37 protein-coding genes and 4 tRNA genes are annotated in these 23,323 nt (G+C 66.7%); 7 read left to right on the top strand and 34 right to left on the bottom strand.

The features are described from left to right. From SK224_RS08360 to SK224_RS08260, 21 genes are all read right to left on the bottom strand, one after another. Nucleotides 1-492 carry a hypothetical protein gene (locus SK224_RS08360; RefSeq protein ID WP_320434266.1) on the bottom strand — a complete coding sequence of 164 codons (492 nt, stop codon included), beginning with the start codon at nt 490-492 and terminating at the stop codon, nt 1-3. Further along, nucleotides 402-854, bottom strand: coding sequence for a hypothetical protein (locus tag SK224_RS08355; RefSeq protein WP_320434265.1), 453 nt, complete (start codon nt 852-854; stop codon nt 402-404). The genes SK224_RS08360 and SK224_RS08355 overlap by 91 nt, the downstream gene beginning before the upstream one ends. 89 nt (nt 855-943) lie before the next feature. Beyond that, nucleotides 944-1,780 carry an IPT/TIG domain-containing protein gene (locus SK224_RS08350; RefSeq protein ID WP_320434264.1) on the bottom strand — a complete coding sequence of 279 codons (837 nt, stop codon included), beginning with the start codon at nt 1,778-1,780 and terminating at the stop codon, nt 944-946. A 64-nt stretch (nt 1,781-1,844) separates the two neighbouring features. Continuing rightward, a complete protein-coding gene (locus tag SK224_RS08345) occupies nt 1,845-2,267 on the bottom strand; it encodes a hypothetical protein (RefSeq protein ID WP_320434263.1) in 423 nt (140 codons plus the stop codon). Continuing rightward, nucleotides 2,264-2,605 carry a DUF5403 family protein gene (locus tag SK224_RS08340; RefSeq protein ID WP_320434262.1) on the bottom strand — a complete coding sequence of 114 codons (342 nt, stop codon included), beginning with the start codon at nt 2,603-2,605 and terminating at the stop codon, nt 2,264-2,266. The genes SK224_RS08345 and SK224_RS08340 overlap by 4 nt, the downstream gene beginning before the upstream one ends. Next, nucleotides 2,605-2,958 carry a hypothetical protein gene (locus SK224_RS08335; RefSeq protein ID WP_320434261.1) on the bottom strand — a complete coding sequence of 118 codons (354 nt, stop codon included), beginning with the start codon at nt 2,956-2,958 and terminating at the stop codon, nt 2,605-2,607. The genes SK224_RS08340 and SK224_RS08335 overlap by 1 nt, the downstream gene beginning before the upstream one ends. Next, a complete protein-coding gene (locus tag SK224_RS08330) occupies nt 2,959-3,360 on the bottom strand; it encodes a Gp19/Gp15/Gp42 family protein (RefSeq protein ID WP_320434260.1) in 402 nt (133 codons plus the stop codon). It abuts the gene before it with no gap. 3 nt (nt 3,361-3,363) lie between these two features. Further along, nucleotides 3,364-3,867, bottom strand: a complete 504-nt coding sequence (locus SK224_RS08325; protein ID WP_320434259.1) for a hypothetical protein — start codon at nt 3,865-3,867, stop codon at nt 3,364-3,366. A gap of 74 nt (nt 3,868-3,941) precedes the next feature. Then, nucleotides 3,942-4,946 (bottom strand): major capsid protein, encoded by a 1,005-nt coding sequence (locus tag SK224_RS08320; protein ID WP_320434258.1) that lies wholly within the window; start codon nt 4,944-4,946, stop codon nt 3,942-3,944. 4 nt (nt 4,947-4,950) lie between these two features. Beyond that, nucleotides 4,951-5,382 carry a hypothetical protein gene (locus SK224_RS08315; RefSeq protein WP_320434257.1) on the bottom strand — a complete coding sequence of 144 codons (432 nt, stop codon included), beginning with the start codon at nt 5,380-5,382 and terminating at the stop codon, nt 4,951-4,953. A gap of 18 nt (nt 5,383-5,400) precedes the next feature. Further along, entirely contained in the window at nt 5,401-6,075 is a 675-nt protein-coding gene (locus SK224_RS08310) for a hypothetical protein (protein WP_320434256.1), read from the bottom strand. Nucleotides 6,076-6,152: 77 nt separating this feature from the next. Further along, complete coding sequence (locus SK224_RS08305; RefSeq protein ID WP_320434255.1) at nt 6,153-7,223, bottom strand: hypothetical protein; 1,071 nt, start codon at nt 7,221-7,223, stop codon at nt 6,153-6,155. After that, nucleotides 7,186-8,610, bottom strand: a complete 1,425-nt coding sequence (locus SK224_RS08300) for a hypothetical protein (RefSeq protein WP_320434254.1) — start codon at nt 8,608-8,610, stop codon at nt 7,186-7,188. Before SK224_RS08300 ends, SK224_RS08305 begins: the two co-directional genes overlap by 38 nt. A gap of 12 nt (nt 8,611-8,622) precedes the next feature. Then, on the bottom strand, nt 8,623-10,383 hold the full coding sequence (locus SK224_RS08295; RefSeq protein WP_320434253.1) for a hypothetical protein: 1,761 nt from the start codon (nt 10,381-10,383) through the stop codon (nt 8,623-8,625). Between the two features lies 1 nt (nt 10,384). Then, nucleotides 10,385-10,894, bottom strand: a complete 510-nt coding sequence (locus SK224_RS08290; RefSeq protein WP_320434252.1) for a hypothetical protein — start codon at nt 10,892-10,894, stop codon at nt 10,385-10,387. Beyond that, nucleotides 10,884-11,135: a hypothetical protein gene (locus SK224_RS08285; protein WP_320434251.1), complete on the bottom strand. Its 252-nt coding sequence runs from the start codon at nt 11,133-11,135 to the stop codon at nt 10,884-10,886. Before SK224_RS08285 ends, SK224_RS08290 begins: the two co-directional genes overlap by 11 nt. An 86-nt stretch (nt 11,136-11,221) precedes the next feature. After that, nucleotides 11,222-11,298, bottom strand: a tRNA-Gly gene (locus tag SK224_RS08280). 83 nt (nt 11,299-11,381) lie between these two features. Next, nucleotides 11,382-11,455, bottom strand: a tRNA-Thr gene (locus tag SK224_RS08275). 48 nt (nt 11,456-11,503) lie between these two features. Further along, a tRNA-Tyr gene (locus SK224_RS08270) sits at nt 11,504-11,577 on the bottom strand. Nucleotides 11,578-11,584: 7 nt separating this feature from the next. Further along, nucleotides 11,585-12,034, bottom strand: coding sequence for a hypothetical protein (locus SK224_RS08265; protein ID WP_320434250.1), 450 nt, complete (start codon nt 12,032-12,034; stop codon nt 11,585-11,587). Between the two features lie 201 nt (nt 12,035-12,235). Next, entirely contained in the window at nt 12,236-12,442 is a 207-nt protein-coding gene (locus SK224_RS08260) for a hypothetical protein (protein WP_320434249.1), read from the bottom strand. A gap of 473 nt (nt 12,443-12,915) precedes the next feature. Here SK224_RS08260 and SK224_RS08255 point away from each other — a divergent pair, with 473 nt between their 5' ends. From SK224_RS08255 to SK224_RS08225, 7 genes are all read left to right on the top strand, one after another. Continuing rightward, nucleotides 12,916-13,488, top strand: a complete 573-nt coding sequence (locus SK224_RS08255; protein ID WP_320434248.1) for a hypothetical protein — start codon at nt 12,916-12,918, stop codon at nt 13,486-13,488. A gap of 121 nt (nt 13,489-13,609) precedes the next feature. Then, the gene (locus SK224_RS08250) at nt 13,610-14,008 is read left to right on the top strand and encodes a hypothetical protein (protein WP_320434247.1); all 399 of its coding nucleotides are present in this window, start codon (nt 13,610-13,612) and stop codon (nt 14,006-14,008) included. A gap of 123 nt (nt 14,009-14,131) precedes the next feature. After that, nucleotides 14,132-14,668, top strand: a complete 537-nt coding sequence (locus SK224_RS08245) for a hypothetical protein (RefSeq protein ID WP_320434246.1) — start codon at nt 14,132-14,134, stop codon at nt 14,666-14,668. Then, nucleotides 14,665-15,243, top strand: coding sequence for a hypothetical protein (locus tag SK224_RS08240; RefSeq protein ID WP_320434245.1), 579 nt, complete (start codon nt 14,665-14,667; stop codon nt 15,241-15,243). The genes SK224_RS08245 and SK224_RS08240 overlap by 4 nt, the downstream gene beginning before the upstream one ends. Nucleotides 15,244-15,345: 102 nt before the next feature. Then, nucleotides 15,346-15,591 carry a hypothetical protein gene (locus SK224_RS08235; protein WP_320434244.1) on the top strand — a complete coding sequence of 82 codons (246 nt, stop codon included), beginning with the start codon at nt 15,346-15,348 and terminating at the stop codon, nt 15,589-15,591. 35 nt (nt 15,592-15,626) lie between these two features. Further along, on the top strand, nt 15,627-16,217 hold the full coding sequence (locus SK224_RS08230; RefSeq protein WP_320434243.1) for a DUF2637 domain-containing protein: 591 nt from the start codon (nt 15,627-15,629) through the stop codon (nt 16,215-16,217). Then, nucleotides 16,217-16,513 (top strand): hypothetical protein, encoded by a 297-nt coding sequence (locus SK224_RS08225; protein ID WP_320434242.1) that lies wholly within the window; start codon nt 16,217-16,219, stop codon nt 16,511-16,513. The genes SK224_RS08230 and SK224_RS08225 overlap by 1 nt, the downstream gene beginning before the upstream one ends. Before the next feature lie 448 nt (nt 16,514-16,961). On the opposite strand, the gene SK224_RS08220 is transcribed toward SK224_RS08225, so the two are convergent. From SK224_RS08220 to SK224_RS08160, 13 genes are all read right to left on the bottom strand, one after another. Continuing rightward, a tRNA-Asn gene (locus SK224_RS08220) sits at nt 16,962-17,034 on the bottom strand. A 333-nt stretch (nt 17,035-17,367) separates the two neighbouring features. Beyond that, entirely contained in the window at nt 17,368-17,661 is a 294-nt protein-coding gene (locus SK224_RS08215; RefSeq protein ID WP_320434241.1) for a hypothetical protein, read from the bottom strand. A 265-nt stretch (nt 17,662-17,926) separates the two neighbouring features. After that, nucleotides 17,927-19,090, bottom strand: coding sequence for a hypothetical protein (locus tag SK224_RS08210; RefSeq protein ID WP_320434240.1), 1,164 nt, complete (start codon nt 19,088-19,090; stop codon nt 17,927-17,929). Continuing rightward, a complete protein-coding gene (locus tag SK224_RS08205; RefSeq protein ID WP_320434239.1) occupies nt 19,072-19,302 on the bottom strand; it encodes a hypothetical protein in 231 nt (76 codons plus the stop codon). Before SK224_RS08205 ends, SK224_RS08210 begins: the two co-directional genes overlap by 19 nt. Nucleotides 19,303-19,816: 514 nt before the next feature. Then, nucleotides 19,817-20,137 (bottom strand): hypothetical protein, encoded by a 321-nt coding sequence (locus SK224_RS08200; RefSeq protein WP_320434238.1) that lies wholly within the window; start codon nt 20,135-20,137, stop codon nt 19,817-19,819. A gap of 41 nt (nt 20,138-20,178) precedes the next feature. After that, entirely contained in the window at nt 20,179-20,739 is a 561-nt protein-coding gene (locus SK224_RS08195) for a hypothetical protein (protein WP_320434237.1), read from the bottom strand. Further along, nucleotides 20,732-21,019, bottom strand: a complete 288-nt coding sequence (locus tag SK224_RS08190; RefSeq protein WP_320434236.1) for a hypothetical protein — start codon at nt 21,017-21,019, stop codon at nt 20,732-20,734. Before SK224_RS08190 ends, SK224_RS08195 begins: the two co-directional genes overlap by 8 nt. Further along, nucleotides 21,016-21,318 carry a hypothetical protein gene (locus SK224_RS08185; RefSeq protein ID WP_320434235.1) on the bottom strand — a complete coding sequence of 101 codons (303 nt, stop codon included), beginning with the start codon at nt 21,316-21,318 and terminating at the stop codon, nt 21,016-21,018. The genes SK224_RS08190 and SK224_RS08185 overlap by 4 nt, the downstream gene beginning before the upstream one ends. After that, nucleotides 21,315-21,596 (bottom strand): hypothetical protein, encoded by a 282-nt coding sequence (locus SK224_RS08180; protein ID WP_320434234.1) that lies wholly within the window; start codon nt 21,594-21,596, stop codon nt 21,315-21,317. The genes SK224_RS08185 and SK224_RS08180 overlap by 4 nt, the downstream gene beginning before the upstream one ends. A gap of 229 nt (nt 21,597-21,825) precedes the next feature. Beyond that, nucleotides 21,826-22,320 carry a class I SAM-dependent methyltransferase gene (locus SK224_RS08175; protein WP_320434233.1) on the bottom strand — a complete coding sequence of 165 codons (495 nt, stop codon included), beginning with the start codon at nt 22,318-22,320 and terminating at the stop codon, nt 21,826-21,828. Further along, entirely contained in the window at nt 22,317-22,727 is a 411-nt protein-coding gene (locus SK224_RS08170) for a hypothetical protein (protein WP_320434232.1), read from the bottom strand. Before SK224_RS08170 ends, SK224_RS08175 begins: the two co-directional genes overlap by 4 nt. Then, nucleotides 22,724-23,068, bottom strand: coding sequence for a hypothetical protein (locus SK224_RS08165; protein ID WP_320434231.1), 345 nt, complete (start codon nt 23,066-23,068; stop codon nt 22,724-22,726). Before SK224_RS08165 ends, SK224_RS08170 begins: the two co-directional genes overlap by 4 nt. Next, nucleotides 23,065-23,316: a hypothetical protein gene (locus SK224_RS08160; protein ID WP_320434230.1), complete on the bottom strand. Its 252-nt coding sequence runs from the start codon at nt 23,314-23,316 to the stop codon at nt 23,065-23,067. Before SK224_RS08160 ends, SK224_RS08165 begins: the two co-directional genes overlap by 4 nt. Nucleotides 23,317-23,323: the final 7 nt, after the last annotated feature.

Raw genomic sequence — 23,323 nt, 5'->3', positions numbered from 1 at the left:
CTATTCCTTCCCGCCCATGAAGGCGTCGAAGCGGCCCGTGTCGATGTGCGTGGAGATGAACTCGGCGAGTGTCTTGGGCACTGCCTCTTCCTCTGCGACGTTTCGGCCGGGGTACTCGATCAGGTGGGGCTTGATGTCCTGGCCCTTGGAGAGCCCGCCGATGAGGCTGAGGATGAGGTTGTGTGTGCGCGCGGCGATGACGGTGGCGGCATCCCAGCCCTGCAGCTCGGGCGCTCCGCCGCGGATGGCGAAGACGCGCGAGCGCGGGTTGAGCTGAAGTTGCTCGGTGAGGACGATGACGTGCCAGGGGTCCAGGCGGCCGTCCCAGACGTCGTCGATGTTGAGCTGATAGAACTCCGCGAGGTCGGCGCGGAGGGCTCCGTGAGGATCGAGTTCGTCGATCAGCTCTCGGAGCCGGTCGATTCCCCCAGAGCCTCCCGGTAGACGTTGAAGAGAGCGATGAACGTGTCCTCGGTCTTGCCCTCCGACCACTCGGCGTAGTCGGAGGCGTCGACCGCGATGCTCTCCGCCCAGACGTCGATCGACTCGACGAACTTCTGCAGCTTCTTGAAGGCGGCGATGTCGTCGGGGTCGGCGAGGTCGAAGTCAAGCTCCGGGCGATCGAACGCACCGGACGCAGTCGCGTCGAGCAGGAGGTTGTGGAAGGCGTTCCGGTGCGCGAGGCGGAAACGGTGCGCCGGGCGCAGCTCCGGCATGCCGGCCAGCAACTCGGCGTTGATTTCGTCCTGTGCCCGCTTGGCTTCGGCGATCTCAGCGGCCGTGGGCGTCTTTGCCTGGCGGTCGGACGGTGCCTTGCGGGCGCGGGTGGGCTTGGTGTCGGTGGCGTTCGTCATGGCAGACCTTTCGGGAAGGGAAGAGAGGAGTGCAGACCAGAGGGGCTATGCCCCCGGGCGGGTCTGCGAGCGCCCGGGGGCTGGTCAGGTCAGGCCCGGGTGTAGGGGAACGCGCTCGACGCGCCCACGGGGCTGGTGACGACGATGGGTGCCGAGCCGGCGGAGCCCGCGGGCACGACGGCGACGATCGTGGACGAGTCCACGACGGTGTAGGCCGACGCGTTCACGCCGCCGAACTTGACGCCGGCCGCACCGGTGACGCCGGTGAAGCCGGAGCCCTTGATCGTGACCTGCGCGGCCGCGGCGGCGCCCGATGGCGTCGCGCTCATGATGGCGGGCACGGTCGCGATCAGGCCGCTCTTGAAGATCTGGAAGAGACCCGCACGACCACCGATGCCGGGGATGATGCCGGAGTCGGCCGAGTTGATCGACGCCGTGAGCGGCAGCTCGAGGAAGTTGGCCGTGTCGACGGTGGGCGCGTCGCCCAGGCTGATGTCGACGTTGGGCATCCAGAAGCCGAGGCTCGAGGTTGTGTCCTGGAAGTACAGGAACACGGCCACGTTGAGCGGGGCCGGCGTTGCCACCGTGTATCCGCCGGTGGACGGGTCGAAGTCGCCGTTGAAGGCGAGGTCGAGGTTGTCCTCGTCGAACTGCAGCGCGGAGACGTTGAATCCCCACGTCGTCGAGCTCGTCGCGACACGCACGTTGTCGGCAAGGAAGGTGCCCAGCGACTCCCGCTCGCCACCCTCCTTCGTGAACGCGATCGTGTTCTGCTGCGACGTGTGCCCGAGGTTCTTCCACGGGTTCGGCCCGTCGGCGAGGATGTTGAACGCGCCGAGCGGGTTGAGAGGCGGCTTGGTGTTGACGGGCGCGTGGAAGACGGTTCCGTGCGCGGGGATGACGAGACTGGAGTTGGTAGCGGTCACGCGTGCTCCTTGGAAAGAGGGATGGATGCAGACCTCGCCCGCGGATCGCGGGTGTTGAGGGAGGTCAGGCGCGGATGGTCAGCTCGAACGAGCCGGTGTAGGTGGTGATCGACTTGGCGTCGAGTTCGACGGCATTGCCGTGCCGGTTCAGCGCTTCGATGTCGCGGTCGACGGTGCTGACCGCGCCGACGCCATCGACGACGCCGGCGAGCGGGTGGTCGCCCCATGCGTGGATGCCGTCATAGAGGGGCTGGATGACGGTGTTCCACGGGTCCGGCTCGGACGAGATGTCCACGAAGGCGTTGATCGTGAGCGTGGCGCGCCAGATCCCGCGACCGTTGCCCTCCTGAGCCACGAAGCTCCGGTGGGTGATGAGCGGCACATCGTCGAACGAGTCGAAGTCCAGGTCGGCAACGACGGTCGCGCCCGGGAGTTCGAGGCGCTCGAGCAGCGCTTGGAAGAGGCGGTCGGAGTCGAGGAGGCTCATGCGCTGTTCATTCCTCTCCGCATCGGGTGCTGCCCGGGGATGTACTGCACTCGGCGCCCGCCGGCGACGCGGCGGATGTACCCGTACTCGATAGCTGCGGAGCCGGGGTCGTCGGCGACGATGAGCCGGTCGGTGACCCGGCGACCTCGGCCCCGCTCCCCCGGCGCCTTGACGACGCTGAGGTTGCGGATGAACCCGCCGGTGTCGCGGTTCTTCGCGGCGGCCGCCTTGACCGCCAGGAGGACGCGGTTGGCGCCCTCGTCCATCTGGTGCGTATTCCCCGCGATGATCGCCGCGGTGATCTCGGCGTTCGGGTAGATGGAGACGCCGCCGGCCACTACGGGGCCGTCCCGAGGCGCTTGAGGGTGATCCGCCAGTGAGTCGTGCGGCGAGACATAGAGAGACGCTGTGGTGCGCCGATCGTCTCGTAGACGTCGCCGTCCCAGTAGATGTAGGAGTTCACGTCGCCGGACCAGTCGCGGGAGAAGACGACGGCCATGTCGAGAACCTGCAGGCCAACGGGTCCGGCGGTCTCCTCGGCTTGGGACCAGTCGCGGGCCGGCTGGACTGCGCACCGGTGTTCGACGGGGTCGCCCTCGTTCACCCACACGCGCTGGCCCTTGTCGTTGCGTTCCTGCTTGCGGCGCTGGACCCGCACCTTGTGAGGCGCGTTGCGATCGAGGAGTGCCATCTACACCCAGCCGATCCGGTGTTGCCCGACGGTGACCGTGCCGACTGTGGGTGTTCCCTTGGGGCTGACGCCGGTGAGGTCGGTGATGTCTTCGTCTGTGAACCAGAGCGTCCCGGAGGCGACGGCGGCGGAGAGATTGTACTGATACGACCCTTCCGTCTCCGATCGGTAGCCCTCGGGGTTGCGGTAGACGCGTGTGGCGAGTCGGCAGACGATTGCTTCGTAGAGGCGCGCCTTGAGCTTGTTGCTGGCAAGGCGCGCCTCCACGATCGGTCCGTAGCGGGATTCGATCTTGTCGACGACTTCGTCGAGGCGGCCCTGCACGAAGTCCGGGGAGAAGCTGCTGAGGTCGCCCTCGTAGTGCTTCGGGAGGACATCCGCCCCGACGTCGGGCAGGGTCATCGCTCAGCCCTCCGCGTCGACGAGGGCTTCGAGCTCCGCGTCGGTCGTCTCTTCGGTGAAGCTCAGTCCGAGCTCGGTGGCCTTCGCCTCGAGGGATGCTCGCGTGACGGGGTCTTCACCGTCCTCGCCGTCGCCGGGGCCCGCGCTCTTCGGCGTCGGGTCGACGGGCGGGGTGAGCGTGGCTTCGTGCGCCGCGATCCGCTCCAAGAGCTCAACCGTGCTGCCCTTGGCCTTGAGTCCGAGCTCCTTGGCGCGAGCGACGACCTCTGCATGGGACGGCTTGGGGGTGGCCGACTCCGGTGAGGGGGTCGTTGTGGCCGGCGGTTCCGGCGTGGCGTCTTCCGGGGTCTCACCTTCGGACCGCGACTCGCGCGTTTCCTCGGCGGCGAGCACCTTCGGGTTGGTGACGAGCGGGATAGCCCACTCGGGCAGCTCTTCGCCGGCGGCGAGAGTGACGATGAGGCCGTTCGGCTGGCGGACGGTGACCGCGTGTGTGATCTTCGGCATTCGCAGACCTTTCGGTTGAGCGGACGACGAAGGGGGCGCGCTCACATTGAGCGCGCCCCCTTTCATCGGATGGGTCAGGCGACGTCCAGGACGGCCGTGTTGTTCGGGTCCGTGAGGATCGGAAGGCCGATGCCGGAGACGAGCACGTCGTATCCGGAGGGGTTGTCGGCCTCGATCGCGCCGGCGAACAGACCGGCTCGCTCCGCCTGGGCGATGCCCGTGTCCTGGCGGATCGACTCGGCGGTGACGCCGAGGTCGGTGCGTCCGATGGGGCCGGCGGAGGGAAGCAGGATGACCTTGTCCTCGGCGAACAGTGGCACCTCGGCGCCCGAGGCGTTGACCAGGACGTCCTCGTTCACGACGAGCTGGCCGAGGCCGTACTCGCTGAACACGGAGCGGACCTGCTCCTCGCTGATGCGGGTCGGCAGGTCCGTGCCGCGGCCGAAGAAGGTCTTGATGATCTGCGCGTTGGCCTGCAGGTAGCCCATGACGAGGCGGCTGACGACGATGCGTCCAACGCGCCGCTTGTACGCCTTACGCATGCCCTCGAGGTCCGTGATCGGGTCGGACGCAGCGGTGTTCGACCACACCGTTGCGGCGGGCGCCGTCAGGTTGGCGCGGCGACCGTAGTCGACCGTGAACGAGAGGTTGCGCTCCGCGATCGTGACCTTGCCCGTCGTGACGGCCTCGGCCTGCGCGAGCACGAAGCGGAGAGCGAACGAACGCGCGATGCGCGTCGCGTACTCCTCGAACTTCTGGCCGACCTGATCGGCAGATGCGTTGTACATCTGGAGCTGCTGGAACTCGTCGACGGGGATGCGGCGGGACAGAGGCGGGAGCTTGCCCGACTTCTGCTCGGTGTCATCCGTCGTGCCGACGTCGGCAGCGGTGTTGAACGAGCGGAACTGCGCGGCAGGCGGCAGGGCGCCCTCGGCGACACCGAACGAGAAGTTGATGTCGTAGGTGCGGTTGACCGGCAGAAGGGAGTCGGTCAGGAACTCGCTGATCTGCGCATCGAACGCCGCGCGAGCGACGCCGGTGAGCTGGACGGGCGAGCGGAAGTTCTTGGTGAACCCCATTGGGTCAGTCCTCCACGTAGATGAACGAGCCGGACGCGGTGGCCGTCTTCACGGCGGTCCGCTGTGCGGCGATGGGAAGCACGGACGCCTTGATGAGCGCGTGCACGAGCAGGGCGAAGGTGGGCTTGGCCGTTGCGGGCGTGGCACCCAGCTCGACGCCCTGGTTGTCGTTGATGAAGCCGGCGAGCGTCTGTCGGCCGTCCGTCGCCGTGGCGTCGTACGGGCCGTAGAGCTTCGTTGCCGTCACCTGGCCGACTGCGACGCCCGACGGGATGACGTTGTCCGTCGCTCCGTTGAGGTTGTAGTGCGTGCCTGCGGTGAACAGGGTCGGGTTGAGCTGGCCGGGGCGGGCGACGTCGTTGGCGTGCTGCGAGGCGCGCCAGCGGGTGTCCTGCTTGCGCCCGACCTTGGTGGTGGTGGTCTGGAAGTCGACCATTGGGTTCCTCCTAGGGGCTTACTTCTTGGCGAATCGCTCGCGTGCGGCCTGCTCGTACTGCGCGACGGAACCGCCGCTTGTCTGAGGGGCCGGCGTGGAGCTTCCGAGCACCAGGTGCAGCGGATCGCTGCCGTGCTGCGGCTGACCGTTCGCTGCCACCGGAGCGATGGACTGTGCGAACTGCTGGATCTTGGCGGCGTCCAGGGTGCCGTCGGTGCTGGTGAAGAGGTTCACGTCGGCGAACGCGAGAGCGGACTGGACGCGCGTGACGGCGTCCTCGTAGCTCTCGCTCGGTCCCTTCGTGATGGCGACGATGTGCGACTGAACCGCGTCGTGGAGGTACGCCTTGGCACCCTCGGCGCGGGCCTCGGCGCGTGCCGCTTCGACTGCGCGCTCCTGATCGGAGAGCGCGGCGAGTCGCGCCGTTTCAGCGTCCGTCGCGAGCTTCTGCAGGTCGGCGGGCGTTCCGAGCTTCCGGTACTCGGCGGCGTCGCGCTGCTGCTTCTTGGACTGGTGACGCCAGTACTCGGCCTTCTGTTCGGGCGTCATGGCGTCGATGGCAGTGGCGAGCGGGAAGTCGAAGGTCTCACCGTCGATCTCCGGCTTGGTCTCCTGCGCCGGCGGGGTGCCGGTGCCACCGCCCGTGGCGTTGTCGGTGTTGAAGACGATCCACGGGAAGATGCGCTTGTACATGGGGGTTGGATTCCTCCTGATCGGAAGTGGACCCGCGCCCAGAGCGGGCGGGGCAACCCGCGTGACGCGGGAGTTGGTTACGCGGCGTGCCGCTCGGCACGCGCGATGAGGTCGAGGTGGTACCGAATCGCTGCGTCGATGTCCTTGACCGGCTTCGGGTCTCCCCCGCCGGTGATGTCGACGAGGTTCGTTCCGCGCGACTTTGCGTTCCGCAAGTAGCGGATAGATCGCTCGCTGGTCGCACGCATAGCGCGCCAGTTGACCTGGTCGTCGGCGCGCGTTTGGCGCTTGTATGGAGTGGCTTCGGGGCCGCCCTTGGTGTCCTTGTTCACGTCTTCGAGCGATCGGAACTTCGACCCCTTGCGGATGAGTACGGGGCCGAGCTCGCCGTGTTCGTACGACGTGATGCGGACGTTCTTGAGGTCGTCGCCGCGGTTCGATCCGGCGGCGGCGTAGATGGCGTCGAGGTCTTCACGGTTGAGCGACAGGCCGGGGTCCGCGGATGCGGTTACCTCCATGACGGTGCAGTGGCATCCGTCGTGGATGTCCATGAGCTCTTTGACGCTGTAGAGCCTGTCGGCGGCGACCAGGCAGAGACCGCAGGTTCCTGTCTTTGAGCGCTCAGGGTGAATGATTCGTCGATACCCGATGACCTTTGGCGAGGCGGCGAGCACCTTGTTGGTCTCGTCGCGCGCCGTTGCCTGTACGTCGGCTTCCACGATGCGCGAGAGGCGTTCCTCGAACGCAGCTTGGGCCTTCGCGATCGCGTCCGGCTCGGCCGTCCCCACCTCGAGTTCCCGTCGCAGCACGAATGCGCGCTCGCGCGCGGGCCGTTGGTAGACGTTGAGCTGCAACGCTCCGCCACGCTCATAGGACTCGACGACTTCGGGAAGTCGTGCCGGGAGAGCGTTGGATTGAAGGAGGCGGGACACCATGTACGAACGCGACAGCGCGCGGACCTGCGCCAGCGCCACGTCGACGTCCACCGTGCTGCGCGCCGCGTGAGCGCGCACGAGGTCGGGACTGTCCCAGTGGGTGAAACTCCCCCAGTACCCGAGGAGGAGGCGCAGCAGCGCGGCGACGATGCGTGACTGCGCTGCTGCGTACGCGTCAACGGTCTGTCGGGTCTGATCCTGAGTCGACGCCATCGGTTCCTCCTGCCGAGGCGATCGATGCTGCGAATGCCTCGGTCATGCGGTCTTGGACTGCCTGCCGCTGCTGGGCGGGTGTCATCTCGAGTACGTTCTCGTCGATCCACGACTGGGTGGCGCCACCGGCCTTGAACTTGGCCGCTGCTTCGCCGCGCTCGGAGAGGCTTGCGGGGTTCGGCTTGCGCCACATGACCTCGATCTCGTCGGGGTCGGCGCGCTCTTCGTCGCCTGCGATCTGGAACGCGATTGACATGGCGTCCGCGAAGGCGAGCGCTGCCTGATCGTTCATGTTCTCGACTGCCGATGTGATCTGTTCACGCGCGAGTTCCGCGCCCTGCGCAGACTGGTTCTCGCCGCCCGAGGCGAACACGTACTGCGGGGTCGACGTCAGCGATGCCAACGTCTCGACCTCGGTCTTCCGCCCCTCGTAGATCGGGCGGATATCCGTCGGTTCGGACTCCCAGACCTTGGCTTCCAACGGGAGCATCCAGAGTGCCGCCGGGCCCGCGGCGAAGATCGAGTTGTAGTCGATCGCCTGCCCGGCTTGCGGATGCTCCGCGGGGTAGAACTGCGGCAGGTTGCCGGAGACGGCGCGCTGCCGGAAGGACTGCATGACGATCAACGTGAGCGCATTGAGGGTGATCTCGTTGATGCGATCGACGGTGTCGAGGTGCTTCTCCCAGATGCCGAGGCCATCCGCTGTCTGGTTCCGCGTGATGAGGCAGAGGTCGGTGAACGGGGTGAGGATGCGTTCGCCGGCCCAGTCCCAGTCGGGCGAGACGACCCAGACCGTGCCGTCGTTCGGGAGCGTCGCGAACGAGGTGCGACGCGTGGCGATGCGGTACCAGCCCTGCCCGTAGAGGACCGCGATCTCGCGCTGCGCGACGGCATCGAAGGTGACGGTGAGCGCGTACTTCGTCTGCCACGGGCGCAACGGGTCCATCTCGGCGACGGTGTCCCAGCCGTTCCGGACCTGAAAGAGAGGCTTGCCGTTCGCGTCGGGAAGAGTGGCTAGGAAGCTCTGCCCAAAGTCAGCGGTGTCGTTGAAGAACTGGCGGGACTGGATCGCCATGCGCGACGCCCGCCAGTGCTTCCAGGCGGCTTCGTCGCCGGCGGCGTCCGCCGCGACGGCTGTGCGGAAGCCGAGCACCTTCTGCTTGTTCGTGCGCGCATCGCGCAGCGTCTCGACGACGTGGAGGCGGGAGCGGCGCATGAACCGCATGTACGACTCGCGCGCGCCTTCCCACATGGTCTCGGGGATGAGGGCGTCGCCGTCTCGGTACTTCTGCAGTCGGAACATCCGAGGCAGGCCCTCGCCCAGCTTGTTGGCGAGTCGGACGAGGTACCAGCCGTCCGATCCTGGGACGCTCGCGTCTTCGAGCATCGGACCACCTACCTATCGGGCTCTGAATGGGGCGTATTGGGAGTTCTCTACGTGCTGCTTGCGGTACCGAGCGGTGGCTTCGTAGGCGAGCACCAGGCCGACGGCGGCGTCCATCTTGTGGATCGAGCCGTGGCGGTCCTTACCGATCACGTAGCCGCCGCTCTGCTTGACCCACCGGCGCGCGTTCATGACGTGGCGGGTGAGCGCGAGGTGGTTGCCGTGGCGCGCGCGACGGTCGGAGATCGCGGCGTGAGCTCGCTCGACGGCCTTCTCCATCTGCGCGTGCTGCGCGGTGTAGAAGGCGATCGGCTTGTCCTTGGTGGCGCCGATGACGAGCTGCGGCCCGAGGTCGCGCTCCCAGTTCTCGACGTAGTCGTCGAAGCGGGGCGGATCCGCGAAGAACCCGACGACCTTGTAGTCGCGAAACGTCTGACGGACGACGGCGTCGACCTCGGTCTTGTCGATGCGCCAGTGCTTTGCGGCCTTGGAGTCCGGCGCTTCCCAGATGCGGATGGGGAAGATGTAGCCGTCGGAAACACGGCAGGCAATGAGCACCGTGGCGTCGCCCGACTCCGAGCCGTCGAAGCCGAGCGTGATCGTGTCACCGTGCTTCGGCGGTCGCCAGTCGAGCTTGACGCCCTTGGCCTTCGCCTCGGCGTGCGCTGCTGCGATGCCAATTCGCTGCCACTGCGCGATCGACACCCACGAGTTCGCGTCGGCGACGAGTGCGTTGAAGAAGTAGCGGCGGGTTTCGGTCTCGGACTGGTGAGTGTCGAAGAGGCCGTCGAGGAGGTCTTCGACCGTCCACCAGCCCATCGCGTCGCCGTACGCTTCGATGAACGCGTCGCCGAGGCGCTTGAGGTACTCGTCCTCGGTCTCGAGGCGCGTCTCTTCCGGATGCTCCGGGTCGATGGGCACCTTGATCGGCTCGAGCGATTCGACGTCGGCCCAGCGGTGATCGAACAGCAGGTTGGGGCGGCGAGCCTTGCCCTCCTGGATCATGTTCGCCAGGTGGTAGGTCTCTTCCGCGATGGACTGCTCGCCGGGGGCGTACATCGTGGTCGTCTCGATGTACCAGGTGCCGACCTTCTTCCGCTTCCGGAGGTTGCGGGACACGACGCGGAACATCTCGCGCAGCGTGGGCACGTTGTAGAGGTGGGTCTCGTCGAAGACGGCGAACGTCTCGAGGCCACCGTCCTTCGATGCCGCGCCGGCGGTCGACGGGACGATGATGTCGCGGCGGTTGAGCTGCACGCGCGTCTTGCCCGGGTCGACCCCGTACGCCGCCTTGAGGGCGAACAGCGGAGCGTCCTCGTCGGAGAGGTTGTAGTAGACCGAGTCGTACGTGTTGCCGACCTGGCCCTCTTCGGTCGCCATGACGCGCACGTAGGGGTTGTGCATCGGCTTGCCCATCGGCTCGCCGGCGCGGTACACGTAGGTCTGTCCGAGGAAGTCGTACGTCTCGCCACCCTTGGCCCAGCCGGCGAACCGGCACGGGCCGAACGCCTCGAACAGCACCAGCGCCGCGGCGATGCCGGACTTGTCGGTGCCCTTGGGGCGGGAGAGGAAGGCGGAGCCGTAGAAGCGGCGCCCGTTCTTGTCGAGCGCGTAGCAGTCGACGTAGAACTGGGTGTACTCGTCGCCGTACCGGATCGGCTGCCCCTGAGGGTCACCGCGGCCGTGCACGACGAAGGATTCGATCCACCAGACAGCGAGCCACCCGAGCGAGCGCTCCCGGTTGTGATCCGGGTGGGTGATGACTCGCCGTGGCATGTCAGCCTCCCGTGCCGGTGATGCGCGCTCGGCGGTCTTCCAGTGAGGTCACGTTGTCTCCCTGCGGCTTCGCATTGCCGACGCCGTACTCCTCCGGCACCTCGACCTCGAGGCGCAGCTTGAGACGGTCGCCGTACGTCGCGCCGAACATGGCGACGCGGATGCGCAGCTCAGCGGCGCGCTCGGAGTTCTTCCCGCCGCTCATCCACATCTGGTGGTGCAGCAGGGCGGTGTCGAGCAGGTAGTCCCAGTCGGGCGCCGTGAGCATCCGGGCGGCCTGCGGCGACTCGCGCCAGTTCTGCCACCACCGGACGGTCTGCGGATGCCACTGCTCGCGCTGCGGCTCGCCCTCCCAGTAGTCGGGATCTTGTTCCTTCTCGGACAGGAGAGGCAGCACATCGTCGGGCAGCGGGAAGCCGCCCAGCTTGCCGTCAGACTTGACGACGTCGCGAACGGCGTTGTCGCGTGCGCGGGATCGACTCTCGGACGGGATCGGACCGTTACCGGCCACGACGCCGCTCCCCCAACTCGAGCGCCAGGCTGATCCAGTGCGGCATCTGACTGCCGCCGATGCCGGGCGCCGCCGCCGCGGATGCACCGAGCGAGAGTGTCGTGGGGTAGATGCCGCGGAGGGCGTCCCAGCTCGAGCCGATAACGATGCGGGCGCTCTCGGCGAGCTCGGCGTGCTCGGCGCGCCAGTCGTTCGCATCGCGCGCGGAGAGGGCAAGGACTACGAGGCCATCGAAGGGCATGGTGTCTCCATCCGGATCGGAAGCCCGCGGCCAGACCGGCAGCGGAAACGAGAAAAGCCCCCCGGGACGCCGGAGGGCTTGATGAGTGGAGCCGTAGACGGGGATCGAACCCGCTACCTTCTGGGTGGAAGCCAGACGTCCTACCGAACAGGACTTCTACGGCATGGTCACGGTGCCGGCGTCGCCCGCGAGCTACGGACGAACAGGCTTGGCGCTCGATGCTCCGGAGCCGTGACGCTCCCGAAGTGCCGACGAGAGGACTCGAACCTCCGACCGTCCGCTTACGAGGCGGATGCTCTATCCATCTGAGCTACGTGGGCGCAGCGCGTCTCTCCGCGCCTGTCACGCCTGCTTCGGGGGGCGTTCCCTGGTGGTGCCGGCGGGAGTCGAACCCGCAGGGCTACTGATTTACAGTCAGCGCCACGCGCCAATGAGCGTCACCGTGCGCTTCAAGCGCTCATCACCATCTCGCGGTCGTAGTAGCCGTACGCGTACAGCAGGTCGACGAGCTTGTAGGTGATGTCTGAGTGGAGGTGCGCAAGCACCTCATTCGCGTTGTGCAGATGCTCGCCGACGGGCGCATCCGGGTCGACCGTGCGTCCGTAGAGCTCGGTGGCCGCGTGGCTCATCTCGTGCGTCACGACCCGGGAGCCGAGCGCACCACGCCAGAGGCGGACGATGAGCGGTTGACGCTTCGTGACCCAGTCGCCGTCGACCACGCCTTCGACCTTGTACGTCTGGCAGACGCCCATGACGCCCGCCCACTCCCCCGGGTCGTTCCCGGTGAACCGAGCAGCCGCGGCACGCATCTCGTCGAGCTCGTCGTAGACGAGCACCCGGACCGTCTCTCGGACGCCAGTGCGCCGCGTCGAGACTCGAATCAGGCGGACACCGGTCATGCGACCTCGTGCATCGTGATCGCCCACCCGCGAAGCCAGTCCGAGATCCGATCTACGCAGCGCATCCGACGCGAGTCAAGCCGATAGTCCCTACGGCGAACCTGCGGATAGTCGACCCAAGCGGGAGTGCGCCAGCGCCCGAACCAGCGATAGACGATCGAGCCTTGATCCGAGCCGGCACCGACGAGCCACCGAGCCACGTCAGCGAGCGTCCAGCTTCTCGATCGCCGCGACGAGGACGGCGCGCAGCGACGCGATGGTCTCCGAGGGGCTGATGACCAGGCTCTCCTTGCCCTCGGGGCCGGTCAGCCGCGTCTCGTGCGATCCCTCCCCGATCACGCGCGGTTCCTTGTCTCCGACCTGCACGAGCAGCTTGATCGGCGTGCGGATGATGCGATTCACGGCCACGGCGGCTCCATTCGGGGTCAGTTTGAGCAGATTGATGAACCCCGCTGGTATCGGCCCGCTCGTCGACGCGTTCGACACTGAGCACTTCGTCGGGTCAACTACCCCCCAGACCCGCGCGCACCGCGAGGGACAGAACTATGCGGGCGGGCGAGGAGGCGGGGGGCGGGGGGTGGGTGCCCCGTGTGGGTGGGGCGTCAAGTGGGGCGACAGTCGGCGTGTGTCTGTGTGTCAAGTGAGGCGACAGGGTGCGTGTGACTGTGTGTGCGTCGGTGTGTGTGTCACTCCCCTGTGTGGGTACGTCTCTGTACTCGTGGGGGTGTGAGCTCGCGTGTGTGTGCGTCTCTACGCGTGTAGGTGCCTGCGTGGGTGGCTCTCGCTGTGTCGCCTGATTTGACAGTGGGCCTAGGTAGGCGTACTGTGGTGTCTATCGGGACCGAGGCCAAGCGGACCCACGATCGAAGGAACACAACACCATGAGCTCTAAGCACCTCACGCCTGAGGAAGTCGCAGCGGCCACGCTTAAGGCGCACGCGATCCAACCTCACTGGAACCGGACCGGTGATCAGGTCGCCGGCCTCATCGCTGAGGCGGTGCGGATGGACCGGGATGCGCACGGCATCAGCGAGGGGCGGAACCTCGCCGCCGAGTACGCCGAGCGCGTCGGGAAGGGCATCTATGCGCAGCACGAAGCGGGCGCGTCCTACGGCTACGTCAACGAGATGACGGGCAGCACCGCCGAAACGCTCGAGGAGATCGACGGATACGACGCCGAAGAGCATGACGCGGACACCTTGCCGGAGGACTGGGCGAAGGCCAACGCTTCGGACTACCTGTCCGACGTGCTCGATATCAACTACATCGTTGACTCTGAGCGCCGCTACCGTTCCGCCCGCGTGTGGATCACTCTCGGTGGGCCGAACGCGTACATCGACACCGAAGAGCGCGCACTGGTTGTGAACTGGGGCGGCGACACCGGGCGTTGGAACCTTCCCATTGCGTTCTGCGAAGGGATCGACGATTACCTCGGCGAGTATTTCGCGGACTGAACGCGCGTCACCGCTCTAGTCTCAGCGCCTCACCTACCGACGTTGCGCGGTAGGTGAGGCAGTGCGACTAGCACCACACCAAACGTCCGAGGCCAAGCGGACGATAGAAGGGATGACAGCCATGAGCATCTACGCGAGCAAGACGCCCAGAGACCTGAAGCACGACGACCAGCCCTACGTGAGCACGTACGGATTCGACGTTGGAGAGCGATATCACGTCGCGGACCCTTCGTCCATGCTTCGCCGCCGATTCGACCCCCGCCCCGAGCTCGATCACGTCCAGCACAACGCGCCAAACCCGATTCTCGCCCGCTTCCGCCGATGGGTCGAAGGCGAGACGCTCGCGGACCCCTGCTGGGCGACTGAGTGGCTCGAGGCGATGGCCGATCCGAACGCGGAGAACGCAGCTTCCGCCGTCTTGGACGATCTCTACGCGGCACCTTACCGCCGTCGAGAGCGGGCCGAGCAGGAAGAGCACGCGCGGCGCGTTATCTCCCGAATCCAACGACTGAGCGCCTGACGGTAGCGGCTCGCCTACCGCGCCGCGCTGCGGGGTAGACGGGTCGGTGTCAGTCAGGCACCACACATTGCCGGCGAGGCCAAGCGCCGGCACCGATCGAAGGGATGCGACGTCATGTCGTGGATGAGTGAAATTGACGCGTCGATGCGCGAGACGGGCGACATCTACGCCTATCAGGCGGCGCGTGCCGCGGGCGATGAGCGCGAGGCCGAGCGGATCATGGCGCATCATCGTGCCATCGTTGCGGCGGGACTCTTGCCGGTTCCGGCGGCGTCGGCGTCAGCGGGCGTTGTGCCGCTCCGCTACAGCCGCGGGGTGCGCACGGTCGTCTTGATCGTCGCGGCGGCTCTCGCGGCCGCTATCGGGCTCGGCGTGGCCGTTGCGGGTGGCATCGTCGCGGGCGAGAGCACGGCTCTCGTGATCGGGACCGCTCGCGGGACCGGTGCAGACGTGCCGGTGTATCCGTGGACGAATGACCTGATCGAAGTGGGCGCGTGGGTCGGCCGCGTGACGGAGAGTGACCCGCGCGGCGGTTTGCCGGAGTGCGCGACCGAAGACAGCACGGATTGTTACTGGGACGCGGCCGCGCGCGGTAACGGCGAGGGGCGTTCGTTCACGGATCGCGGCGGCGTCGTGACGTACTGGGACGGTCAGCCGTGAGCCGGGCGGATGAGGCGACGTGGCTGGAGTACGTCGCGGGCGAGGTTGCGGGGTTCCATGACCATTGCGGCGGCGTGACGTACCTGTGGGCGGCGACGCCGGCGGCGACCGCGGCGATTGCGCGGCTCGGTGGCGACCCGGCGCGGGCGGCGTTTACGGGCCCGTGGCACGTCATCCGTAAGCACCTCACGCACGAGTTCCGGCAATGGGTCGAGGAGTATGAGGGCACCGAGCGATTGACGCTCTCAGATTGGCGCGTGCGGGCCGTTGCGGAGCGTTCTGAGGTCGCATGGATGGACTCGGCCGCGTACACCCTCGGTCAGCTCGAGGAGCTGCGTCGCCTCACCGCTGAGCGTGACGCGCTCGTCATCGAAGCGTCACGACGCGGGGCGACGAAGGTCGCGATCGCGGCGGCCGTCGGGCTCTCCCGGCAACAGGTGCACACGATAGTCGGCGCAGCGGATGCGGTGCACATTGCGCCGGTCACGCCGATCCGGTCGGGCGTTGCAGAGGTTGCAGCGGACGCGGGCGAATGGCGGCGCCTCGCATCCGGGGAATGGGTAGAGGTCATCTAGTTGCACTGGGTGCGACCGGTTACAGCCGGCGGCGAGTTGCGAAGACTCACGCACCACGATCCCGCGAGGCCAAGCGCGGGACGACATCGAAGGGATTGCACGATGGACAGCACGAATGCGACAGTCGCAACGGGTTGCGACACGTATGCGCACGGCGACGGCACTCTATTGCGCGTCTACGCCGACGGTGGGGGCCGTGACGCCGTGGCCGCTGAGCTCGTTCTGAGCGACGATCGGGTCGTCGAACTAGTGGCAGACCTGGCGGGCACACTTGCGACGCGAGGCGGAGCCCTGGGCGCGCTCGGTGCGGAGTTGCAGCAGATCGCCGAGCGGGCGGTGTCGGCGTGACCGGGCGGCCCGCGTTGCATCCCGACAGTCGCGGGATGTTGGTGCTCGCGGTCATCGTGACCGGAGTCCTCGGTGCCGTGTCGTTTGCACTCTCTTACGCGGGACTCGTCGAGGTTGCAGCATGGGCGCGCGTTCCGGCCTGGCTCGCGTGGGCGGTTCCTGTCGTCGTGGACGGGGCGATCCTGGTCTACACGATTGCGGCGCTTGTGTTCCGAGCTCGCGGCGAGGCGGCGGGCGTGGAGTGGTCCGCGCTTGCAGGGTTTGCGGCGCTGTCCGTCGTGGCGAACGGCGTGCACGCGTGGGACGGTGCGCCGGCGTGGGTGCGCACGGTGCTCGGCGTGGGCATTGCAGGGCTTGCACCGGTTGCAGTGTTGCTCGCGACGCACACCCTTGCACGTCTGGTGATTGCGCCAGTCGACGGGGAGGGAGTTGCGCCGATCGCGGCCGTCGCGTCCGCTCGGGCGGCGACGGAAGTTGCAGCATTGCAGCCGTCGCCGGATCGAAACCATGAGATTGCACGGTTGCGGCGCGAGGAGAAGCTCTCTGGCAAGCAGATTGCAGCGCGCATCGGCGTCTCGCCGTCAACGGTGTCTCGCGTGCTGAGCTCCACTGAGGCGACGGCCTGATGTTCTGGGAGGTTGCGTCCGCGCGGCAGGACACGATTTGCGGCACTGAGCCGGCGCTTGTGGTGCTCGACCTAGGCGCTCTCAAGTTGCACGCTGACATCGTCGCTCAGGGCATCGTCCCGCGGTTCGACGACCCGTTCACGACCTACCGTGTAGGCGATTGCGAGGTGACGGTGTACGCGTCGAACGCCGATGGCGCGATGCTGCGCGGCGGCGTCTTGCACGAGCCGTTGCGGGACTGGATTGCAGCGCGCTACGGCTTGCACCGGTTCTCGGATGCACAGTGGAAGCGATAAGCGAATCGCTCATGTCGAAGGGATATCAGTTGCAGCAAATGGGACCGCCCCGGGACGCTGAGCGTCGGCCGGGGCGGGTCGGTCGGGAGCGATTCGGCCAAGAAACTCTACCGACCGGGGTGCGAGGGATCGAAGGGACACCTCGCGGGTTGGAGTCTACCTTGCAGGGTCCGTCGTGGGACACTGAGGAGGTGACGACCGTGTACCTGTCCATTCAGGACGTAGCCGCCCACCTGGGGGTGTCCGTGAACACGGTCAAGGGGCTGCGATTGCCCGAACCTGACGTGCGCATCGGCAGTAGCCGCACGGCGCCTCGAGGATGGACGGTTGCGACGATAGACGAGTGGAACGCGAAGCGGCCCGGGTCCGGGCGCTGGGGTTCTCGCTGAGTCAGACCGCGATGGGAGCTGCATTCAGTAGTTGCACGCCCGCACTCTCGCGGAGATTGCTCGCACGGCAGGACTCGAACCTGCGGCCACGCGCTTAACAGGCGCGCGCTCTGCCAACTGAGCTACATGCGATCAGGCCAGAAGGCCCGGATGCCGGCGGGCCGGCTGCTTGCGGCGGTTGCCGCGTCCTCCCTCAGCGGAGGACTTGCGTTGATGGTGGTACTCGCACAGGGATTGCAGGTTCTCGTCCGAGTGGTCCCATCGGCGAGCCTGGTCGATGTGGTCGACCTGGTTTGCGCGGTCTCCGCACCGACTGTTCGTGTCCGCGCGTATCCACACGCACCGGTATCCGTCACGGCGGAGGATGCGGGGGCGGACTGCAGTGTCCCAATCGGACGGGAGCGTCGACTTGCGAGTCGAGCCTTTCCATTGCGGCACCTTTACCTCCCGGTGCCGCTGCTGCGGCTACTGGTTGAACCAGAATGCGCCGACAATGAGTGCGATTGCGCTCACGAGGACGCCGATGCGGGCGAACCACACGCCGGAGAGGTTCTGGCGGATTGCGGCGCGACCGCCGACGATTCCGAGGACGAGCGCGACGGCACTGAGAGCGATCACGTAGGGGCCGAACTCGCGCTCGACAGTCACGGTTAGGAGCAGGGCCGCGATCGCGGCGACGAGTGAGCCCACCGCCATACCGCTGAGTCCTTGCTCCGCCTCGACGGTCTCGACGCGCCTGTCCTGCTCCCCCATGCTCATGTCTGCATCATCGCATGCGGCCCGCGCGAGCGGCTAGTTGACGCTGCGGTAGAGATTGCTCGCTGAGCGATCCTCTGCGTCGGCGCGGTCCTGGTCGGCGCATTGCTCGGCGCGGAGCGGGGAGGGCCACTGGGCGGCGCACTCCGGACAGGGATGCACGCTACCCGGTCGGCGCGGAGCCGGCTTGCGCCTCGACGACGCACTCGATGCTGCAGGGGCCGACGATACACGGTCGACCGGATGCGGGACAGTCCATGAGAACTCCTCAGAGCACGGTGAGCGACTGCAGGTCGAACCCGTTGTCGGTGATGTCGAACAGGAGCAAGCCGGGGTCAGAGTCGTCGCCGGCGATGTTGCGGTACCAGTCGGAGCCGTTGTCGAGCGTGGGGGCTTGTAGCCACCACTTCGACCGGCCGGTGCGCGGGTTGCGCCCCGTGGGCCACACCATGAGGTGGTGGTAGTGGCCGGTGATGAGGATGTCGGCCTCGCCAACCGGTTGCGCGCCGTGGGTCTGCTTCGCCCACCAGTCCGGCGCCCTCTTGGGGCGGAACTGGTTGCCGTGCGCGAGGCCGAGGATGGTGCCGCGGACGTCGACGGTGACCGTCTCGTCGTACATGGCGGGGAAGATCCACTCGGCGTCGAGCTTCGCGGCCTTCGCGGTTCGTTCCACCTGCTTGTGGACGAAGATGCCGAGGTCATCGCCCGGGCGTCCGAGGTTCTGCGATCCGCGACGCCAGGCCGTGTGGTTCGACGGCACGACGGGGATGCGCACGCGCCCGAAGCGGGATGCGAGCTTGACGAGCTCGTACACCTCGACGGCGGCAACGTCCATCTGCTGCGCGAGCGAGAGGTCGTTGGTGAACATCGGGTTGCCGCCGGACTCGAAGTTCTCGAAGAGGTCGTTGATGTCCGGCAGGACGATGTCTTCCGGCTTGCGCCGCTTCAACTCCGCGGCCAACTTCTCCCGCTTCTCGACCATGCGGTCGATCAACTCGGGAGTCCCGCCGCGGGAACCCACCTTCCCGATCTGCAAGTCAGCGAGGACCGGAACGGATGTCTTCCCACTGCGTGAGGGGACGAATCGCTTCGCGGGTTTCCGTCTTGCTGAGGCGTACAGGGCGGGGAGGTCGTGATGTGTCGTGCGTCGCCGGAACAGGGCACGGTACGAGTAGAGGTTGACGACGTCGCGTTCGCCGTTCTCGAGGCGCTTCGACTGCTGCCACGTGCTGCATCGCACGGTGTCGTCGACGACCTCGAAGACGTTCGGGTCGAGGTTGAAGCGGATGAAGACGTCGGTCCAATCGACGATGGGCGTCTCGGACGTGATGCCGGAGAACTCTCCACCGTCGGGGCCGTACTCGGCGCGTGCTTTCGGTCCGGACTCTGCCGGGTCGACGCGGTCGGCGAGGGTCACAGTGCCTGCCGCCACGCGGAGACGGTGTCCTTGTTGGCGCGGTAGCCGGCAAACCCGTCCTGTGGGTCGTCGACGGCGATCGCGGCGACGATCTTCGCCGTCGAGACGCGGGAGTCTCTTCCCCACGACTCGATCGTCTCGCGGTGCTCGGACGCGAGCTTCGTGAGCCACTGCTCAAACTTGCTGAGTCGCGGGGCACCTGCGTCGATGCGGTCCTTGAGGGCCATGTTGTCTCCCTAGAAGTCAGGGGCAGATATGCGTCTCTCTGCCGGGAGCACCTATGACGACGGAATGCTCGACGTCGTGTTTGAACGCCCGGCACAGTGCGGGCGGATGCGGCCGCTGTGATGGCGCGGCCTTCCTCGACCGGGCGGCGCGGAAAGGAGGACGCGCCGCCCGGGAGGACGAAACTGCCCTCGCGGATGGTGATGGCGGGGGCTGTCTGGGTCAGTGGGTCGGTGGCTGCAACAGAAAACCCTCCGGCGCCTTACGGCTCGGAGGGTGCAAGAAAACCAACACTAGGGACCTTACGGCATGGCTTTGTAACACGCAAGCCCTACGTCGAAGAAAACTTCCACCTCGTCTCTGATGCCGCAGCGAGGATGTCCGAAACTCGGACCGACACTCCCCCTGTACTGCCGAACCGCTCGATCCCGTCGGCATTCAGCCACCGGTTGATCGTCATGCGCGACACGCAGTACATGGACGGAAGCGCCGAGATGGCGATGAGGGGCGAGGCGTTCAGCGACGCTCCTCAACCGGCTTGGCGCCGCATCCCCAGCATCGACCCGCGCCCAGGCCGAAGTCCGCGACGTCCCGACGTGTGGGATAGACGCATCCTCGCTTGGTGTCGTCGCACGGCGCGTAGCGGATGCCGGATTCCATCGAGGTCCGGTACCGGTCGAACGCTTCGCGTTTCAGTCCCATCCGGTCGAGTTCGCTGTCTCGCCAGGGTGCCCAACGATGCCGGGGGGACAGCTCCTCGTAGTCGAACCCGTCCTCGGTGTTCGATTCGATGCCGCAGCCGAGCGTGTATCCCTCGCGGGATCGCGTCGCAGTCACTTCCGCCTCGGTAACGCCGCAGATCAAGCAGGACCGCCCGCTCACGGCTCCCCCGCGATCGGCTCGGCGGCGCGAGCCGCGTGGTACGTCTTGGCGCCCCAGAGGATCGCGTAGAGGGCGATGATGAAGTGGTGGCCGTAGTCCTGCCACTCTTCGATGTCCTCGTGGCCCCATTCGATCCCGGTGCCCTCGAGCATCTCAAGGGCCTCGAACTCGTGCTCGACTTCGCCGACGGCTTCGTCCGCCAGCTCCGGATAGTCCGCCGCCCATTCGACGAACCGGTCGGTGGAGAACTCCTTCACTGAGCGGCGCCCGAGGTCGAGCTTCTCGGCCCAGTAGTGGGCGTTGATGGCGTGGTCGGGTTGGCCGTGGTCGAAGAAGCGGAGCATGTCGTCGACGCGGGAGAAGATGTGCCCCTCGCCGATGTCCCCTCGAATCGCGAGCGACCCCGGCCACGTCACGATGTCGAAGTGCCAGATGCCGGTGCCGGGCCGCTGGAATCGGAGGTGTCGGTAGAGGCCGTCGTCGTGGAGCACCTTCATCTGATGCTCGCCGGTCTCGGCTACGAACTGGCGGCGTTGTGCCGCGTAGCGCTCACTCATTGGTCTGGTTCTCCTCGTCAACGGACAGTTGCGGAAAGGCTGCGATGAGCGCATTCGGCAGGAGGTACGCGAGTCGTTGAGCGATGTTGGTGGACAGCACGTAGGGACTGGAATCGCCGCAGTCCGCGTACACGTCCTCGATCGCCTCACGGATGGGAATATCGAGTGCGAGGTGGAGTGCACCTTCGCCCACAGCGAGCCCCAGATCGTCTCCATCGTTGCCGTCGAGGGCACGCGCGAGACGATCCGCGACCGCCTCTGTCTTCGGGTCTCGCCTCATCGTTTCTCTCCTTCGTCATGAACCGGGGACGCGGGGTCGATCTCCTCCGCCTTGTCCATGAGCCACTGCGGGACGCTCACGTAGTTGTTCCCCTGCGGAATCGTCTGCCGCATCGTCTCGTCCGCATTGTTCCAGTACCAGCGAGCCGCCTCCCGAAGCGTTTCCGCCCGCACCTGCGCGTCGTGCGCCGCCAGCCACCGCTTGAAGGCCCTGCGACGCGAGATCGCACGATGCCCCTCGAAGAAGTTCGCGTACGCGTCCCGCACCTCTTCGGTTGTCGGCGTGTAGGTGTCGCTCATCCCTGGGCCTCCTCGACATTTCGCCACTGGCTCACGACGGGTCCGGTGTACTCCTCGCCTGAGGCGTCTCGGACACCCTGCCGGTAGCCGATGTCGTGGGCTTCCGCCATCGCTTCACGCACCGAACCACGGAACGCAGCCGCCTGATCGGGAAAAAGTTCCACAGATCGGATGATGCCCGGCTTGCCATAGCGGACCAGGTTGTAGACCGACTCGCCGCTCATATGAACCGTGGACGTATCGGCCAGCGGAAAACGGTCCCGTAGGTAGTCACTCATACCCGCCCCACTTCGATTCGGACAATGCGCAAGTCCAGCCGCTGGGTGCCAACTTCCCCTCTAGCAGAAAGCACTTCGTATTCGCGCCCATGCTCGTCGCAGACTCTCGCTCCAACCGGGATGTTCAGGTGCGAAGGCACGTACGCGACTTGACGGCTGAATGAGAAGCGAGCCACGCTCCGTATGCCAGTCGAGAGCGTCACCGTTTCATTAGCCATGTGCGTGAAGCTCATTCCTGCTCACCCCCGGCCGGAGTCTTCAGGAACGTCACCCAGTGGGTCCGCGCGGTCTTGCCCGACTTGTGCCCGACGAGCGGGCGATGAGGGGTCAGTGCGAGGATCTGAGACACCGGGATCTGCGTCTCGTTCCATTTGAAGATCAGCACGCCGTCGTCGGCGAGCACGCGGAAGCACTCCGCGAACCCCGCGGACAGGTCGGTGCGCCAGTTCAACGGGTCGAGACGCCCGTACTTCTTCCCCATCCATGCCTCGTCGCCGACACGGACGAGGTGCGGCGGGTCGAATACGACCACTCGGAATGCTCCGTCGTCGAACGGGAGGGCTCGGAAGTCCATCTCCATGTCGGGCTGGATCTCGAGCGCGCGTCCGTCGCAGAGGATGTGGCTCTCCGTGCGGATGTCGCCGAACAGCACCCGGTCGTCCTGCTTGTCGAAGTACATCATCCGGCTACCGGATGCCGGGTCGAGAACGATCGGAACGCTCACCCCTCACCCCCAACCCGAGCAGCAGCCTCCAGAGCTTCGAGCGCGTCGATCATCTTGAGCGCGACAGCCGCGACCTGCACCAGCTCAGCGCGCAACTTCGCCGGGTCATCCTCGGCCGCGGCCTCGAAGACCTCTTCGCGGAGGATGTGCCACCACGTCACCGTCCCGTCGCCGCCTTCGTTGTGGCTGTGCGCCTTCGTGTCCAGCGTGGCGCGGACGGCGAGAGACTCAGCGGAGACGTGCGGGCGCATTGCCCCGATGTGAGGCATGACATCGAGGGGCAACGTCTCAGCACCAGTCCCCATCGGAAGGTGCGTCTGCTCGCCATGCTTGTCGATGGACCGGATCGCCTCTCCGAGCACCTCATGCGCAATGCCGCCGAATCGCTCGGTCTCGTAAATCGTCATCGTTCGCTCCTACCGTTCGTGTGGTTCGTGTGCTCGTCAGTGACCTCTTGCGGGCGTTCGTCGGTGGGCGGGGCGGGCTCGATGATCTCGACCTGGAGGCCGCGATTGTTCGCCAGAGCGATGATCATCTCGACCATCCGCTGCGTCTTCCCGGACGCGCGCCCTCCGCCAGCGATCTGGATGCGGGCCGGATCCTCGGTGGGCGGCGACGGGCGACGGGAATCGGCAGCGCGCTCGTAGAAGGCGCTGCGGAAGTCGATGCCATCTTCAGCCTGCTGGTAGGACTCCTTCACCTCTTCGTTGGTGGGGATGTACGTTCGCAGCGATCGATGTCCGCTCATCGCTCCTCCGATCCGTTCACGTGGTGCTTGTCAGTGACGTGCTGGGACATGCGCTTCACGGTCTTGCCTCGGCTGCCATAGTCGCTCTCGTGGTCGCATAGGTAGCAGTAGCCCTTGTACTCCCGGCCCCACTGCGAGTAGCGGATGCCGAAGTACCGGAACGACGGACGACGTGCGGGGCGACGCGGGAAGCGGGGCGCCTCATCCTCCATCTGCTCGCTCAGCGCAGCGCCCTCGGTGTCGCTCATCGCCGCA

This window comes from Microbacterium sp. BG28 (assembly GCF_034044005.1).
GTDB lineage: Bacteria > Actinomycetota > Actinomycetes > Actinomycetales > Microbacteriaceae > Microbacterium.
The sequence above is the reverse complement of the archived record's forward strand: the minus strand, read 5'-3'. Positions and strand labels throughout refer to the sequence as shown.

Bases quoted from the DNA above. Each gene is read 5' to 3' on its own strand.
- SK224_RS08285 (WP_320434251.1), bottom strand. From the start codon at position 11,135: ATGCCCTTCGATGGCCTCGTAGTCCTTGCCCTCTCCGCGCGCGATGCG.
- SK224_RS08310 (WP_320434256.1), bottom strand. From the start codon at position 6,075: ATGTACAAGCGCATCTTCCCGTGGATCGTCTTCAACACCGACAACGCC.
- SK224_RS08195 (WP_320434237.1), bottom strand. From the start codon at position 20,739: ATGAGTGAGCGCTACGCGGCACAACGCCGCCAGTTCGTAGCCGAGACC.
- SK224_RS08265 (WP_320434250.1), bottom strand. From the start codon at position 12,034: ATGACCGGTGTCCGCCTGATTCGAGTCTCGACGCGGCGCACTGGCGTC.
- SK224_RS08185 (WP_320434235.1), bottom strand. From the start codon at position 21,318: ATGAGCGACACCTACACGCCGACAACCGAAGAGGTGCGGGACGCGTAC.
- SK224_RS08215 (WP_320434241.1), bottom strand. From the start codon at position 17,661: ATGAGCATGGGGGAGCAGGACAGGCGCGTCGAGACCGTCGAGGCGGAG.
- SK224_RS08325 (WP_320434259.1), bottom strand. From the start codon at position 3,867: ATGCCGAAGATCACACACGCGGTCACCGTCCGCCAGCCGAACGGCCTC.
- SK224_RS08345 (WP_320434263.1), bottom strand. From the start codon at position 2,267: ATGAGCCTCCTCGACTCCGACCGCCTCTTCCAAGCGCTGCTCGAGCGC.
- SK224_RS08235 (WP_320434244.1), top strand. From the start codon at position 15,346: ATGGACAGCACGAATGCGACAGTCGCAACGGGTTGCGACACGTATGCG.
- SK224_RS08170 (WP_320434232.1), bottom strand. From the start codon at position 22,727: ATGACGATTTACGAGACCGAGCGATTCGGCGGCATTGCGCATGAGGTG.
- SK224_RS08225 (WP_320434242.1), top strand. From the start codon at position 16,217: ATGTTCTGGGAGGTTGCGTCCGCGCGGCAGGACACGATTTGCGGCACT.
- SK224_RS08255 (WP_320434248.1), top strand. From the start codon at position 12,916: ATGAGCTCTAAGCACCTCACGCCTGAGGAAGTCGCAGCGGCCACGCTT.
- SK224_RS08295 (WP_320434253.1), bottom strand. From the start codon at position 10,383: ATGCCACGGCGAGTCATCACCCACCCGGATCACAACCGGGAGCGCTCG.
- SK224_RS08335 (WP_320434261.1), bottom strand. From the start codon at position 2,958: ATGGCACTCCTCGATCGCAACGCGCCTCACAAGGTGCGGGTCCAGCGC.
- SK224_RS08305 (WP_320434255.1), bottom strand. From the start codon at position 7,223: ATGGCGTCGACTCAGGATCAGACCCGACAGACCGTTGACGCGTACGCA.
- SK224_RS08245 (WP_320434246.1), top strand. From the start codon at position 14,132: ATGAGTGAAATTGACGCGTCGATGCGCGAGACGGGCGACATCTACGCC.
- SK224_RS08165 (WP_320434231.1), bottom strand. From the start codon at position 23,068: ATGAGCGGACATCGATCGCTGCGAACGTACATCCCCACCAACGAAGAG.
- SK224_RS08250 (WP_320434247.1), top strand. From the start codon at position 13,610: ATGAGCATCTACGCGAGCAAGACGCCCAGAGACCTGAAGCACGACGAC.
- SK224_RS08230 (WP_320434243.1), top strand. From the start codon at position 15,627: ATGTTGGTGCTCGCGGTCATCGTGACCGGAGTCCTCGGTGCCGTGTCG.
- SK224_RS08315 (WP_320434257.1), bottom strand. From the start codon at position 5,382: ATGGTCGACTTCCAGACCACCACCACCAAGGTCGGGCGCAAGCAGGAC.
- SK224_RS08330 (WP_320434260.1), bottom strand. From the start codon at position 3,360: ATGACCCTGCCCGACGTCGGGGCGGATGTCCTCCCGAAGCACTACGAG.
- SK224_RS08320 (WP_320434258.1), bottom strand. From the start codon at position 4,946: ATGGGGTTCACCAAGAACTTCCGCTCGCCCGTCCAGCTCACCGGCGTC.
- SK224_RS08160 (WP_320434230.1), bottom strand. From the start codon at position 23,316: ATGAGCGACACCGAGGGCGCTGCGCTGAGCGAGCAGATGGAGGATGAG.
- SK224_RS08300 (WP_320434254.1), bottom strand. From the start codon at position 8,610: ATGCTCGAAGACGCGAGCGTCCCAGGATCGGACGGCTGGTACCTCGTC.
- SK224_RS08355 (WP_320434265.1), bottom strand. From the start codon at position 854: ATGACGAACGCCACCGACACCAAGCCCACCCGCGCCCGCAAGGCACCG.
- SK224_RS08205 (WP_320434239.1), bottom strand. From the start codon at position 19,302: ATGGCCCTCAAGGACCGCATCGACGCAGGTGCCCCGCGACTCAGCAAG.
- SK224_RS08180 (WP_320434234.1), bottom strand. From the start codon at position 21,596: ATGAGTGACTACCTACGGGACCGTTTTCCGCTGGCCGATACGTCCACG.
- SK224_RS08190 (WP_320434236.1), bottom strand. From the start codon at position 21,019: ATGAGGCGAGACCCGAAGACAGAGGCGGTCGCGGATCGTCTCGCGCGT.